At 45.7% G+C, this 14,322-nt stretch carries 14 protein-coding genes; 10 read left to right on the top strand and 4 right to left on the bottom strand.

What is annotated here, in order from left to right; translation table 11 throughout:
- Positions 1-14 precede the first annotated feature (14 nt).
- The 3 genes from pstA to phoU are packed head-to-tail and all read left to right on the top strand — an operon-like array spanning position 15 to position 3,226.
- On the top strand, positions 15-1,661 hold the full coding sequence (gene pstA, locus BM082_RS20270) for a phosphate ABC transporter permease PstA (protein WP_074928399.1): 1,647 nt from the start codon (positions 15-17) through the stop codon (positions 1,659-1,661).
- A gap of 25 nt (positions 1,662-1,686) precedes the next feature.
- On the top strand, positions 1,687-2,505 hold the full coding sequence (gene pstB / locus BM082_RS20265; RefSeq protein WP_017012475.1) for a phosphate ABC transporter ATP-binding protein PstB: 819 nt from the start codon (positions 1,687-1,689) through the stop codon (positions 2,503-2,505).
- Positions 2,506-2,518: 13 nt separating this feature from the next.
- Complete coding sequence (gene phoU, locus BM082_RS20260; RefSeq protein ID WP_017012476.1) at positions 2,519-3,226, top strand: phosphate signaling complex protein PhoU; 708 nt, start codon at positions 2,519-2,521, stop codon at positions 3,224-3,226.
- Between the two features lie 69 nt (positions 3,227-3,295).
- Here the strand turns inward: phoU and bamE are convergent, their stop codons facing one another.
- The 3 genes from bamE to nadK all read right to left on the bottom strand — a co-directional run bounded on the left by bamE (position 3,296) and on the right by nadK (position 6,507).
- The gene (bamE, locus tag BM082_RS20255) at positions 3,296-3,652 is read right to left on the bottom strand and encodes an outer membrane protein assembly factor BamE (protein WP_017012477.1); all 357 of its coding nucleotides are present in this window, start codon (positions 3,650-3,652) and stop codon (positions 3,296-3,298) included.
- 147 nt (positions 3,653-3,799) lie between these two features.
- The gene (recN, locus tag BM082_RS20250; RefSeq protein WP_017012478.1) at positions 3,800-5,467 is read right to left on the bottom strand and encodes a DNA repair protein RecN; all 1,668 of its coding nucleotides are present in this window, start codon (positions 5,465-5,467) and stop codon (positions 3,800-3,802) included.
- A 158-nt stretch (positions 5,468-5,625) separates the two neighbouring features.
- Positions 5,626-6,507, bottom strand: coding sequence for an NAD(+) kinase (gene nadK / locus BM082_RS20245; protein WP_017013349.1), 882 nt, complete (start codon positions 6,505-6,507; stop codon positions 5,626-5,628).
- A 183-nt stretch (positions 6,508-6,690) separates the two neighbouring features.
- On the opposite strand from nadK, the gene grpE reads away from it, so the two are divergent.
- The 3 genes from grpE (at position 6,691) to dnaJ (ending at position 10,672) form a co-directional block, all read left to right on the top strand.
- Entirely contained in the window at positions 6,691-7,293 is a 603-nt protein-coding gene (gene grpE, locus BM082_RS20240; RefSeq protein WP_074928397.1) for a nucleotide exchange factor GrpE, read from the top strand.
- Positions 7,294-7,489: 196 nt separating this feature from the next.
- Positions 7,490-9,403: a molecular chaperone DnaK gene (gene dnaK / locus BM082_RS20235; RefSeq protein WP_017012481.1), complete on the top strand. Its 1,914-nt coding sequence runs from the start codon at positions 7,490-7,492 to the stop codon at positions 9,401-9,403.
- Between the two features lie 126 nt (positions 9,404-9,529).
- Positions 9,530-10,672, top strand: coding sequence for a molecular chaperone DnaJ (gene dnaJ / locus BM082_RS20230; RefSeq protein WP_017012482.1), 1,143 nt, complete (start codon positions 9,530-9,532; stop codon positions 10,670-10,672).
- Between the two features lie 44 nt (positions 10,673-10,716).
- Here the strand turns inward: dnaJ and BM082_RS20225 are convergent, their stop codons facing one another.
- Positions 10,717-11,148 (bottom strand): type IV pilin protein, encoded by a 432-nt coding sequence (locus BM082_RS20225; protein ID WP_026024847.1) that lies wholly within the window; start codon positions 11,146-11,148, stop codon positions 10,717-10,719.
- Between the two features lie 102 nt (positions 11,149-11,250).
- On the opposite strand from BM082_RS20225, the gene BM082_RS20220 reads away from it, so the two are divergent.
- From BM082_RS20220 to BM082_RS20205, 4 genes are read left to right on the top strand one after another with little or no spacing between them, the layout of a single operon-like run.
- Positions 11,251-11,790, top strand: a complete 540-nt coding sequence (locus BM082_RS20220) for a pilus assembly FimT family protein (protein ID WP_035014030.1) — start codon at positions 11,251-11,253, stop codon at positions 11,788-11,790.
- Positions 11,787-12,476 carry a PilW family protein gene (locus BM082_RS20215; RefSeq protein WP_017013353.1) on the top strand — a complete coding sequence of 230 codons (690 nt, stop codon included), beginning with the start codon at positions 11,787-11,789 and terminating at the stop codon, positions 12,474-12,476. Before BM082_RS20220 ends, BM082_RS20215 begins: the two co-directional genes overlap by 4 nt.
- Positions 12,477-12,479: 3 nt before the next feature.
- Positions 12,480-13,769 (top strand): hypothetical protein, encoded by a 1,290-nt coding sequence (locus BM082_RS20210; RefSeq protein ID WP_074928395.1) that lies wholly within the window; start codon positions 12,480-12,482, stop codon positions 13,767-13,769.
- Positions 13,759-14,199 carry a type IV pilus modification PilV family protein gene (locus tag BM082_RS20205; protein WP_017013355.1) on the top strand — a complete coding sequence of 147 codons (441 nt, stop codon included), beginning with the start codon at positions 13,759-13,761 and terminating at the stop codon, positions 14,197-14,199. The genes BM082_RS20210 and BM082_RS20205 overlap by 11 nt, the downstream gene beginning before the upstream one ends.
- Positions 14,200-14,322 lie beyond the last annotated feature (123 nt).

Below are 14,322 nucleotides of genomic sequence, written 5' to 3'. Positions count from 1 at the left end.
AGCGGGGTGTGATTATGTTTAAACGCTTGAACAGAAGTTCACCTTGGGTATGGATGTCTGCAGGCATGGTCAGCTTGTGCCTTATTGCTGTGCTTGGGGTGATGTTGCTTATTGGTTGGAAGGGTTTGGCGTACTTTTGGCCGTCACCTGTTTATCAATTTGAAATTGATACTCCGAGCGGTGTTGAGACATTTATTGGTGAAATCTATGGCACTGAGAACGTGTCTTCAATCCAACTTCAAGAAGCCGGTATTGCGCTTAAAAACCCTACTTTGTTAGACCACACGCGCTTGCTGATTAAGATTGCGAACCGTGAGCGAGAGGCACACGATTTTATCTCAGTGCTGGAGCAAAACCTGCTTTCTCAGAAAGCATTGCCAGATATTGCGGTGGTTGAGCGTGTTGAAAACGGGGTCTTCTTCGGCATTCCTAGTGGCTACATGCAGGGGGGCAAACTGGTCGATGAGACGCTTACGCCAAGTTTGATTGAACAAAAGGTCACGTTGGCGAGTGATCACCGTGACGAGATTTCTCTTATTGAAGACACTGAAATTGGCAAAGTCAGTTATGCGCTAAATGCGCTTCGTTTGGAAGAGAGAGCATTGCTCAAAGCGGGTGAGTCCGTGCCTGATTCGGTGAATGATGAAATTGTGGCGCTGAAATCTCGCTATGCAGGATTAGAAGCTACGTTAGCGTCACTGCGCACTGAAATGTCCCTAGACAGCTTAATTGTAAAAGATCGTAATGGTCACTCCGTCATGATACCTATTGATGATGTGTTGTCTGTCTGGTATCCCAATGCAATGGGGTGGCATGAAAAGTTAGGGCATTGGTTGGTTCACATCGGGCGATTTGTCACCGAAGACCCGCGCGAAGCAAACTCTGAAGGCGGTGTGTTTCCTGCCATTTTTGGTACCGTGTTGATGGTGCTGCTGATGTCAGTCATGGTGACACCACTTGGTGTGCTATCAGCTGTATATCTGCATGAATATGCCAGTAAGAATGCGTTTACTCGAATGATTCGAATTGCCGTTGTGAACTTGGCGGGTGTGCCGTCGATTGTCTATGGCGTATTTGGGTTGGGTTTCTTCGTTTATTTCGTGGGCGGCAACATTGATGCCCTATTTTATTCGGACGATTTACCTAATCCAACGTTCGGTACTCCAGGTATCCTTTGGTCTTCATTGACCTTGGCCATTTTGACCTTGCCAGTTGTGATTGTATCGACAGAAGAGGGCTTAGCGCGAATTCCTTCGTCTGTGCGTCATGGCTCAATGGCACTGGGTGCAACACAATCAGAAACTTTGTGGCGTATCGTTTTGCCTATGGCAAGCCCTGCGATTATGACGGGCTTAATTCTAGCTATCGCCCGGGCAGCAGGGGAGGTTGCTCCTTTGATGCTCGTTGGGGTGGTGAAAGTCGCGCCGAGTCTACCGCTTGATGGTAACTTCCCGTTTCTTCACCTAGACAGAAAGTTCATGCATCTGGGTTACCATGTTTATGATGTCGGCTTCCAAAGCCCGAACATTGAGTCGGCGAGACCTCTGGTATACGCGACATCGTTTTTACTGGTCACCGTGATTGTGAGTTTGAATTTGGCGGCAATCACCATTCGCAACCACTTGCGCGAGAAGTATCGTGCGCTTGAACAAGAAGTGTAATTCTTCATGAGGAACCGATAGCGAAATGATCTCTATCAATGCCAACATTGGATTGCCTGGCCCGGTTGATCTGTCATCACTGCCTGATGAACAGACGGCATTGGTGATCAAAAATCTCAACCTGCACTACGGCAATACTCAGGCATTGTTCGATATCAATATGCGTATTCCCAAAGGGAAAGTGACGGCATTTATCGGTCCGTCAGGGTGCGGAAAATCGACGCTTCTTCGTTGTATTAATCGAATGAACGATTTGGTGGATGGCTGTCGCGTAAGCGGTGAAATATCGCTGCATGGGATGAACATCTACAATGAAGATGTGGATGTGCCAGCATTACGTCGCCAAGTTGGGATGGTGTTTCAACGGCCAAATCCGTTTCCTAAATCCATTTATGAGAATGTGATTTATGGTCTTCGCCTTCAGGGTGTGAAAAATGCGCGTACCTTGGATGATGCGGTCGAACGGTCGCTTCGTGGCGCAGCATTGTGGGATGAGGTCAAAGATCGCCTTCATGAAAACGCCTTTGGCTTGTCCGGCGGTCAGCAACAACGTCTGGTGATTGCGAGAGCGATTGCCATTGAACCGGAAGTTCTGCTTCTTGATGAACCGACATCGGCGCTCGACCCAATTTCCACGCTGACCATTGAAGAATTGATCAATGATTTAAAACGCAAATTTACCGTGGTTATTGTTACGCATAATATGCAGCAAGCAGCACGTGTTTCTGATCAAACCGCGTTTATCAATTTAGGGAAGTTGGTAGAATATGCGGACACAGATACGCTGTTCACCACACCCAAGAACAAGCAAACCGAAGACTATATTACTGGCCGTTACGGCTAAGGATCTTACGTAGATGGATAACCTCAACATCAGCCGCCATATTTCAGGTCAGTTCAATGCTGAGCTTGAATCTATTCGCACACATGTTTTAGCGATGGGAGGGCTGGTGGAGCGTCAGTTAACGGATGCGCTGCGCGCGATGCATTATCAAGATGCTGACCTTGCAAAGCAGGTGATCAAAGAAGATCACAAGGTTAATTCGATGGAGGTGGCGATCGATGAGGCTTGTACGAGGATCATCGCCAAGCGTCAGCCAACGGCGGGCGATCTACGTTTGGTTATTGCTATCATCAAAACAATCACGGATTTAGAGCGCATTGGTGATGTTGCTGACAGCATCGCGAAAATGGCGCTGGATAACTTTTCAAACCATCAGCAGCCGTTCTTAGTATCCCTTGAGAACCTTGGGCAGAAAGCCGCCCGTATGTTGCATGATGTGCTGGATGCATTTGCACGCATGGACGTTGATGCGGCCATGAAGGTTTACCACTCAGACGACCAACTCGATAAAGAATACGAAGCGATCATTCGTCAGTTAATGACCTATATGATGGAAGACCCACGCTCTATTCCTAACGTATTGAAAGTGATGTGGTCTGCACGAGCAATAGAACGTGTGGGTGATCGTTGCCAGAACATTTGTGAATACATTATATATTTCGTGAAAGGCAAAGACATACGACACACGAACAAAGAGCAGCTAGAGAAAATGCTCAAGTAGGTCGCTATGTCATATAGCCCAGATAGAAAAAAACCCGCAGTAGCGGGTTTTTTTGTAAAGGGGAAAGCGTTAGCGAATGGCTTCAAAGAACCGGGTACCGGGTTGATAATCGCCTTTCATGCCAACCAATTGGTTACTGTCATCGAATGACAAAATCAGTTCTTTTTGTTCTGGCGCATCGTGCCCAGGTTTTAGGTATTGCACAAAATACCAAGTATTCGGATAGCCTGATTCCACTAACATTGGAGGACCAAGTAAGAATTTTACTTGTTCCTTGGTCATGCCAAACTTGAGTTCTTCAACTGCATTTTGGTCTATGTAGTTTCCCTGATTAATATCTATGCGGTAAACCAACTTGTTAGCAAGAGAACAGCCTGTAAGGCTGGCTAAAACAAGTGATACCACAGCGATGTTTTTCCAACGCATGACTTCTTACTTCATTTCCAAAATAGGGGTCGATGATAAACAAGCTAATACGAGAAGTAAAAATCTCTTGCTTGAACTTGTCAGTTCGACCGTGCTATTTCCAAAAAGTTTCTTATCTTAGACCGCGAAAACCTATAAATCTGAAAATCATGCAGCGATGAGCAGTTCACGTGCGTTTGCCAACGTGTGCTCAGTGATTTCGCTACCACCAAGCAAACGCGCGAGTTCTTGAACGCGTGACGACACATCCAGAGGCACCATGCTTGTGGTGGTATTGCCTTTGTTGCTGGTCTTAGTCACAAACATTTGCTGATGACCGCAACCCGCGACTTGTGGCAAGTGTGTCACACACATGACTTGCGTTGACTCGCCAAGTTTTCTTAGCAGTCGCCCTACGATGGCGGCTGTTGGACCACTGATACCAACATCGACTTCATCGAAAATCAAACTTGGGGTATCCACTTTCTGTGCCGTGATAACTTGAATAGCAAGAGAGATACGTGATAGCTCACCGCCAGATGCCACTTTTCCAAGCGCCTGCATAGGTTGGCCTGGGTTAGTGGAAACCAGCAATTCAATGCTATCAACACCCAGGGGCGACAAATTATTATCAGGGCTACTTTCCAGGGCAATGTGGAATTTACCGTGCTCCATGCTTAATTCATGCATGCTGGATGAAATCAGCTTGTCGAGCTCTTTCGCGTAACGCTTGCGACTCTTGCTGAGTTTTTCCGCTGCGAGTAAACACGATTGATATTTCGCATCGACATCTGCAGCCAACTGCTCAACTTTTTCATCGCTGCTGGTAAACGTTTCTAGCTCTGCCACCAGAGCTTGATGCGCGGCAAACAGCGCATCAGGCGTGACTTGGTGCTTGCGCGACAAACGAAGAATCGTTGCCATGCGCTCATCTAAATAGCTGAGACGTGAAGGGTCCATGTCGAGTCTATCCATGTAACTGGAAATTTCGTGCGTGGTTTCCTGAACTTGAATATAGGCTTCATCTAACATTTGGGTCAGTTCAGAAAAACGCGAATCCATCGCGGCAAGTTCTGCGAGCTTATGCTGTGCAAACTGCAACAATGACATGGCATTGTTATTGTCGTCTTCAGTCAGGGCTTGAAGCACGCTTTGGCTACAAATGGCGATATCACCACAATTGGAAAGGCGTCTGTGCTCTTCTTCCAGTTCTGGGTATTCGTTTTCACCCAGTGCTAATTCGTTAAGCTCGTTTACTTGGTATTCAAGAAGCTGTTTTTGTGCTTCGAAAGCATCTTTGTTTTTTTCTAGCTGTTTGAGTTCATTTCTCGCGGCACGCCATGCCTGATAACGTTGTCGCATGGTATGCAGCAGGTTTTGGTGGCCTGAATACTGATCAAGCAGAGTTAGTTGGTAGTCGTTACGCATCAATAGTTGGTGCGCGTGCTGGCCATGAATGTTGATCAAATGCTGACCGAGTGATTTTTGCTGAGATGCTGGTACTGGGCTGCCATTAATGAAGGCGCGAGAGCGACCTTCTTTGGTAATGATTCTACGAAGAATGCATTCGTCACCATCAACCAGTTCATTGTCTTCTAACCAGCGTCGCGCGGCAGGATTATTCTGCAAATTAAACAGGGCCACAATCTCAGCTTTCTCTTCACCAGGACGTACCATTGAAGGGTCAGAGCGATCGCCGAGGCATAGGCCAAGTGCATCAATCGCAATAGATTTACCCGCTCCGGTTTCACCCGTAATGGTTGTCATTCCTTTGTGAAAGTCGAGTTCCAACGCTTTAACAATGGCAAAGTTCTGAATCGTAATGTGCGCCAGCATGTATGAGTACCTGTGTTAATCATCACCTGTTGATGCATACAGTATATACTGTGATTACATACAGTAAAGTTGTTCAATGCACTGTGAATGAGAAAAATGTGATTCAGACAACAAAAAGAGCAGGCTAAGCCTGCTCTTTTTGTATGAATGGATGAGAACTAAAACAGTTTGTTTGACCATCCTAGTTTTGTACGCAGCGTTTTGTAATAGCTGTAATTTTTGGGATGAATCAACTGCAAGAACGATGGACTGCGGTAGATGTGAACTTCATCCCCTGGATTGACGGGAAGAGAAACTTGGCTATCGCAACTGACTTCTAGCGTGCTTCCATTGTCTGGGGAAACCACCAATTTAATGTGACGGTTTGCGTCGACAACCAGTGGTCGACTCGAGAGCGTATGCGGAAACATAGGAACCAGTGAAATAGCGTCTAAACTTGGCGATAGAATCGGACCGCCGCCCGATAAGCTATACGCGGTTGAGCCAGTCGGTGTTGAAACGATCAAACCATCCGAACGTTGAGAGAAAGCGAAGTTATCATCAATATACACCTCAAATTCAATCATATGTGCAACTTGACCCGGGTGAAGCACAGCTTCGTTGAGGGCCGCGTTATGACTTTTAATCTGCCCATGACGATGAACTTCTGCTTCCAATAGGAAACGATGTTCCTCGACGTAGTCGCCTTCTAAAACAGACGTCAGTGCCGCTTCGTAATCATCAGGATCAATGTCGGTCAAAAAGCCAAGGTTGCCGCGGTTAATCCCAATAACAGAAATATCGAAACGCGATAAAACGCGTGCTGCACCCAGCATGTTGCCATCACCACCAATGACAATCGCTAGATCGGCTTTTTCGCCCAGGGAAAGTAAATCGTGAAAATCTTGCGCGGGAATATTTAAGTAATTATCAAGTCGGTTATCGACCAATGTGCGATAACCTTGTTCAGTAAGCCACTGGTAAAGACTCTCGTGAGTCGCTACCGCCTCCGGATTTCTTGGCTTACCAACCAGAGCGATAGTATTGAAACGCTTTGACATCTTATTGATCCTGCGCCATTTAGAGGCTCAATTATAAGTTATTGATAAAAGCTTGTCGTGCTTTGCCACGAATGACACCTTGAAACACGGGCATACATCCCCATAATAAGCAAAACTGTCGAGATTGATTTCCCAATATCGGTTTTTTGGGGAGTTAACACAGAGTATTGTGTCGGAGAGAGCATGAGCAACGAAGAAAATAAGATCCAGGAAGAAGAATTGCAAAACGACGCGGCTGCGTCACAGGACGATAACGCCCTTGATGCAGAGACTGATGCGATGATTAGTAGGATCACTGAACTTGAAGCGGCGCTTGAAGCAAGCGAAGCGACGGTAAAAGAGCAGCAAGATAGCGTGCTACGCGCACGCGCAGATGTTGAAAATATTCGTCGTCGTACCGAGCAAGAGATCGATAAAGCGCGTAAATTTGCATTGGAACGTTTTGCGAATGAACTGCTTCCAGTTATCGACAACATGGAACGCGCCCTAGAAATGGCAGACAAAGAAAACGAAACACTGAAGCCTATGCTTGAAGGTGTTGAGTTGACCTTGAAAACCATGAAAGATTCTGTGGCGAAATTTGGCCTTGTTGAGCTAAACCCTGAAGGTGAAGCCTTCAACCCTGAATTCCACCAAGCTATGTCTATTCAAGAAAGCGCTGAGCATGCACCAAACACAGTGATGTTGGTCATGCAAAAAGGCTACGCACTGAATGGCCGCGTTGTACGTCCAGCGATGGTTATGGTCTCAAAAGCAGCATCAGGCAACGTTAACGAACAAGCCTAATATTGCCAGTTTTGAAGAAAACCCGTTTTTAAGCGGGTTTTTTTTCGTTTGAAGCCTTGAAAGCAAAAAAGCAGCCCTCATTTACCTGTCAACGGGAAAGAAAATAAAAAATTTTCTTTATTAGGGTTGAACCCTGAATAGCCAACCCCATATAGGGGTTACGCAATATATAAGATGAATTTTCGGAGAAAACCAAATGGGTAAGATCATTGGTATCGACTTGGGTACTACCAACTCATGTGTAGCAGTACTAGACGGTGACAAGCCACGCGTAATCGAAAACGCCGAAGGCGATCGCACAACGCCATCGATCATCGCATACACCCAGGACGGTGAAACTTTAGTAGGTCAGCCTGCAAAACGTCAAGCTGTTACTAACCCAGAAAACACTGTGTACGCGATCAAACGCCTGATCGGTCGTCGTTTTGAAGACGAAGAAGTACAACGTGATATCGAAATCATGCCGTTCAAAATTGTTAAAGCTGACAATGGCGACGCTTGGGTAGAAGCGAAAGGCGAGAAAATGGCTGCGCCTCAGATTTCTGCCGAAGTTCTGAAAAAAATGAAGAAAACTGCAGAAGATTTCCTTGGTGAGGAAGTCACTGGCGCGGTTATCACTGTTCCTGCGTACTTCAACGATGCTCAGCGTCAAGCAACCAAAGATGCTGGCCGTATCGCAGGTCTAGAAGTTAAACGTATCATCAACGAACCAACTGCTGCTGCATTGGCATATGGTCTGGATAAAGAAGGCGGCGACCGCACTATCGCGGTATACGACCTTGGTGGTGGTACCTTCGATATCTCAATCATCGAGATTGATGAAGTCGACGGCGAGAAAACATTCGAAGTTCTAGCAACCAACGGTGACACTCACCTAGGTGGCGAAGATTTCGATAACCGCATGATCAACTACTTGGTTGAAGAGTTCAAAAAAGACCAAGGTATTGACCTGCGCAAAGATCCGCTAGCGATGCAGCGTCTAAAAGAAGCGGCAGAAAAAGCGAAGATCGAATTGTCTTCTGCGCAACAAACTGACGTTAACCTGCCGTACATCACTGCTGATGCGTCAGGCCCTAAACACATGAACATCAAAGTGACTCGTGCGAAGCTTGAGTCTCTTGTTGAAGATTTGGTTCAACGTTCACTGGAGCCATTGAAAGTTGCTCTTGCGGATGCGGACCTGTCTGTTAACGACATCAACGACGTTATCTTGGTTGGTGGTCAAACTCGCATGCCAATGGTTCAAGCAAAAGTTGCTGAATTCTTTGGTAAAGAAGCACGTAAAGACGTAAACCCTGATGAAGCAGTTGCTGTTGGTGCTGCGGTTCAAGGTGGTGTTCTTGCGGGTGACGTGAAAGACGTACTTCTACTAGACGTTACTCCACTGTCTCTTGGTATCGAAACCATGGGCGGCGTGATGACGAAACTGATTGAGAAAAACACCACGATCCCTACTAAGGCGAATCAAGTGTTCTCAACAGCTGACGACAACCAAAGCGCTGTAACTATCCATGTTCTGCAAGGTGAGCGTAAGCAATCCATGCACAACAAATCTCTAGGTCAATTTAACCTAGAAGGAATCCAAGCGGCGCCACGTGGTATGCCACAAATCGAAGTAACCTTCGACTTGGATGCGGATGGTATCTTGCACGTGTCTGCAAAAGACAAGAGCACAGGTAAAGAGCAGAAGATTACTATCCAAGCATCGGGTGGTCTGAGCGACGACGAAATCGAGAAAATGGTTCAGGAAGCGGAAGCGAACAAAGAAGCAGATAAGAAGTTCGAAGAACTGGTGACTGCTCGCAACCAAGCTGACCAAATGGTTCACGGCACTCGCAAGCAAATTGAAGAAGCTGGCGACGCACTACCTGCTGACGAGAAAGCAAAAATTGAAGCTGCTATCTCTGAGCTAGAAGAAGCGCGTAAAGGCGAAGACAAAGCAGCAATCGACGAGAAAGTACAAGCGCTTATCGCTGCTTCTCAGAAATTGATGGAAGTTGCACAGCAACAAGCCCAGTCAGCTCAAGCTCAAGACGCCGGTGCAGAGTCTAAGCAAGACGACGATGTTGTTGATGCTGAGTTCGAAGAAGTTAAAGACGACAAAAAATAAAACCAGCTAATTTTTAGCTAGCCGTTTTATTTCGCACGGGCGTAGGAGGATTCTCCTCCGCCCGTAGTTGTATGATGCGAAGCGGATTTATGTCCGCCTAGTATAAAAACAGGTGACAACTGAAAAATGTCAAAACGTGATTTTTATGAAGTACTTGGCGTAAGCCGTGACGCCAGCGAACGCGACATTAAAAAAGCGTACAAGCGCCTGGCGATGAAATATCACCCTGATAAAAATCCAGGTGATGAATCAGCCACAGACAAGTTTAAAGAAGTTAAACTTGCCTATGAAATCTTAACTGATGATCAGAAACGTGCTGCTTACGATCAGTACGGTCATGCTGCATTTGAACAAGGTGGCATGGGTGGCGGCGGTTTCGGTGGCGGAAGCGCAGACTTCAGTGACATCTTTGGTGATGTCTTCGGTGACATTTTTGGCGGCGGCCGTCGTGGCGGTGGTGCTCAACGTGCGCAACGCGGCGCGGATCTTCGTTACAACATGGAATTGTCTCTTGAAGAGGCGGTTCGCGGTATTACACGCGAAATCGATGTTCCTACCTATGTAAGCTGTGACCCATGTGGTGGCAGTGGCGCGAAAGCGGGTTCATCACCACAAACATGTGGTACGTGTCATGGCCAAGGCCAAGTACAGATGCGTCAAGGCTTCTTCGCGGTTCAGCAAACCTGTCCTACCTGTCATGGTCGTGGGAAAATCATCAAAGATCCTTGTGATTCTTGCCATGGTCAAGGCCGAGTTCAGAAAACCAAAACCCTCAGCGTTAAGATCCCAGCGGGTGTCGACACGGGTGATCGTATCCGTTTGACTGGAGAAGGTGAAGCAGGAGAGTTTGGTGCACCAGCAGGTGACTTGTACGTACAAGTTCACGTTCGCGACCACCACATCTTTACGCGTGATGCCAACAACCTCTATTGCGAAGTACCAGTAAGCTTTACGATGGCTGCGCTAGGTGGTGAAGTTGAAGTCCCAACACTTGATGGCCGTGTGAGCCTGAAAGTGCCGTCTGAAACACAAACCGGTCGTATGTTCCGTATGCGCGGTAAAGGTGTTCAGTCAGTGCGCGGTGGCGGTGTCGGTGATTTGATTTGTAAGCTTGTGGTAGAAACGCCTGTTAACCTAAGCAGCAAACAAAAAGAACTGCTGAAAGAGTTTGAAGAATCTTTGGGTGGAAGTGCAGCGAAAAAGCACAAGCCTAAATCTGAAGGCTTCTTTGATGGCGTCAAAAAATTCTTTGATGACCTAACAAGCTAAGACGCAAAGCGAATACAAAAAAACCGGCCTGATGGCCGGTTTTTTTATGTCCAACATTTGCTGCTGTCTAATGCGGTTCCATCTTTACTAGCATTTGATTGCTCCGATACGGCATTAATGATCATTGTGTAGCAGTCAGTATCATTCTTTTGATTCGACGTTGATTTTGGCGTGGCCTTAATTTTGTAAACGTCATTTCCTGCCCCTGAGCTGTCGATAGAAAATGTATATTCCTCGGAAACTTGGCATCTCGTGCACTCAATTTTTGAAGGGTAAGTGCTTGTAGCTGTGTATTGCTGTTCTACCCACACCTGCAATTGATAAAGATCGGTTTGTACACGGCTTCTTTCTGCCTGGATCAAATAGTTGCTGAATGCGGGGACCGCTATAGATGTCAGCGCACCAATAATAGCGATAGCCACTAAGATTTCGATCAATGTCATACCCAGCTGTAACGTTTTGATTCCTCGATCCATTTTTATCTTCGCTATGCAGTAAATCTTTATTGATTCCAAAGGCATAAGTTATCTTCGTGATAATATCCAGACAAGTTATGTTGGAAAGATTGGACGTCAGCAGTGAGTTATTGGAATCGACTACGCGGATTTAGCTTAATTGAAATGATAACAACCTTGTCAGTACTGGCAGTGGTCACAGCGGTAGCCGTCCCTACGTATGTTTCCTCACACAAAACTGCGAAGGTTGAAAGCACTGCTATGCAGTTGCTTTCGGTTTTGGAAGTCGGGCAATCAGAGTCCCTAAAACGTCATCGTAATGTCTATGTGCATTACATTCCTGTTTCCAATGAGTTTGGTGGCTGTATTGGTTTAAGCGAAACATCTGATGCTAAAGAGTTTTCTTGTTCGGATAATGAAGGTTTTCAGAAGTTTTTTCTTGATATTGACGACTTGGTTGCCGTCCAATCTCCAGTGGAAACTGGACCAGTCAAACTCTTTCATTTCTCACATATGACGGGACTTCCCTCTACAAACACGACGCTCAAGCTTTCGGCAGGATCTGAAACAGGAAAAGAGTCTGGCATCATGATCCGACAATATTCCGGTCTAAAAGGATGCAGTAACACAGCAGTGAGTGATTGGGATGCTTGTCCATCATGAAAAAAGCATTGCTGTACGGTTATACCCTTATAGAAATGATGATTGGCTTAACGGTCAGTCTTATTGTTCTTGCCTCCTCGCTTGCCTTGTTTTCGGTTAACACCTCAATGGGGACTCAGCAGTTACAAAGAGACTTTCTTCATACTCAATTGAATGTGCTTGCAACGACGATAAGTAATGAAGTTAAAAGGGCTGGCTTTTGCTTTGACTGTGTATCAACCAATGTCTTTATGTTGTCAGATTCGTTAGGTGATTCTTCTTCAATTTTAATTGATGATAGCGCGACTGAAACGAAGAAAGGGGCATGCATCCTATTTGCCTACAACCATGACAAGCGTTCGGGAGCCTTATCTCTTGATAAAGATGATGCGAAGGGATACAGGTTAGGGCAAGACAGTAAAAATAACCCTGTCATTGAAGTTTATGAAAATTGGAAAGGGCTTACGAATTGGAACTGCGGCAGTGGTAGCTCTGATGGCGGTACAAGTGGATATTGGCGAGATATGACTTTCGACAGGATCGTTATTAATACACTGACTTTCCAAAGAAGCAGTTACCACTCAGTTGGTAGCAATACGAATCGACTTCAATCTATTGATATAGAGATCAAAGCTTCATTGAAAGCAGACAGCTCGGTCGTTGATTCGGTAAATTTTTCCGTTGTTGTACCTAACGTGGATGGTTAATGAATGAATAACCAAAAAGGAATGGCTACGTTAGCTGTAGTTAGCGGTGTTGTTTTAATCATCGCTTTGTTTGCTATCTCAGTTGGAAGCTCGGGGATTTCAGACATTAAAAAATCACAGAACGTAGTGATAGATAGTCAGCAAAGAGCAAACGCTAAAGCCGGGCTAGATTGCGCTATTGCAGTGTTTGAGGAAAAGGGGCTGAATCCAAAAAATGCTGATTTTAGTCAATCAGTCTTTGATGTTTGTAAAGCGCCAACAAACAGCAGCAGTATTAGATTGACCGATAACACGACGCACTGGACATTGAGTGCCACTTCAGGCTATGCCGTTCAGAGTGTGTTGATTAAATCTGGTGGAGCGACAGCTGCAGCATTCAAGACCTCTGGCAGTTTGGTTATAGATGGCGGTAATGCTTGGATACCAGCGAAAGGCGACAAAGTCGGTACCGATGGAGATATAGGTATATATGAGTGCATTGCCATTATTGCAGGAGGCGATGTCACTATCGATGTTGGCAAAAGTTCCGCTGAATTCAAATCGGCACTGACCGGAACGAATGAGCGGTGTCATGAAAGCTTCAGTACTCACATTCCACCAGACACTGATCCAGTTACCAATGAATTTGAATCTGACATCTTGGATAATCAAGAAAATATCGATGTATTCCAAGATTTGTTTGATACACCCAAAGAGAATTGGGGAAGTGTAAAAAAGACGTTTGACGTTAAGATAACCACAGGATCTGCGATTTCAGACAAAGAAGCGGTTAGCAGTTGCGGCAGTACTGTTAAGTCTGAAATCGATGCGGGTAAAAAGAAGATTTGGGTTGATGGCGACTGTTTTATAGCAGGGCTATCCGGCGCAGGAAGTAGTGAAAATCCACCGCTTGTAGTGATAAAGAATGGTGTAGTCGGCGCTAAAGACGCCTTCACATTTCATGGAACCATTTTTCAGTTTACAGTCGATTACTCAGAAAGCAGCCTAGCAGATTCTTGGGGAGCATATCAAAAGACAGACGGGACGGGTCACAATCTATGTGAAGACGGAGCGATGTCTTCTCTTTGTGCTGAGTTGATTCTTGAGTACAAAAATGATTCGAGTAAATGGGGTAAATTACCGTTTTACTTTCATGGTTCCTATGAAAGTAAGGGAAGCTATCTCGTCGATGTTCCCGGTTCAATATCACTCGTGAAAGGATCGTTTAAGCCAGGATATGACGAAGGTAAAGACCCCTTACCAGGAGGTTCTGGTATACCCAGGATATTAAAAGGTAGCATTCATGACTTCTAATCGTGGGTTTTCATTGGTAGAGGTTCTGATATCTATCTTTATTGTTGTGCTATCAGGCGTCGGAACACTGAAGCTATACAGCTATATAGAGGTAGAAAAAGCGAACGCAGGTCTTTTTGTTAAAGCGGCCTATATTTCTGAAAGGCAAATTGCCATGCTTCAAAGCTTTAATACGATAGGTTCTAGCTGCGCCGATAGAACGTTAGCTGACATAACGGATTGTAAGTTATCGCTCGAGAGTGGTAGTCCTTTCTCTATAGTGTTGAATGCGGCATCGGGAGGAGTATTTAAGAGTAATAATGATACTGGCGCCGAAGTAACTTACGCGAAGGTACTTACTGTTAGCGTATCCTGGAACGACCGTTCAGGAAGCCTCAAAAACCTATCGATACCTGTTTCCGTATCAAAATACACCAACCTGCTCAATTAGCGCTCGATTGGGTGCTTTTAGTGATGTTTTTCACAAAAAGCCCTTGCCAAGATCTGAACCGTCCCTATAATGCGACCTCACTGACACGGCGACCTGCTCCACACGGAACTGGCCACTGAATCA

This window comes from Enterovibrio norvegicus DSM 15893 (assembly GCF_900115495.1).
Taxonomy (GTDB): domain Bacteria; phylum Pseudomonadota; class Gammaproteobacteria; order Enterobacterales; family Vibrionaceae; genus Enterovibrio; species Enterovibrio norvegicus.
Note: the sequence above shows the minus strand (reverse complement) of the source record. Positions and strands in the feature narration are given on the sequence as shown.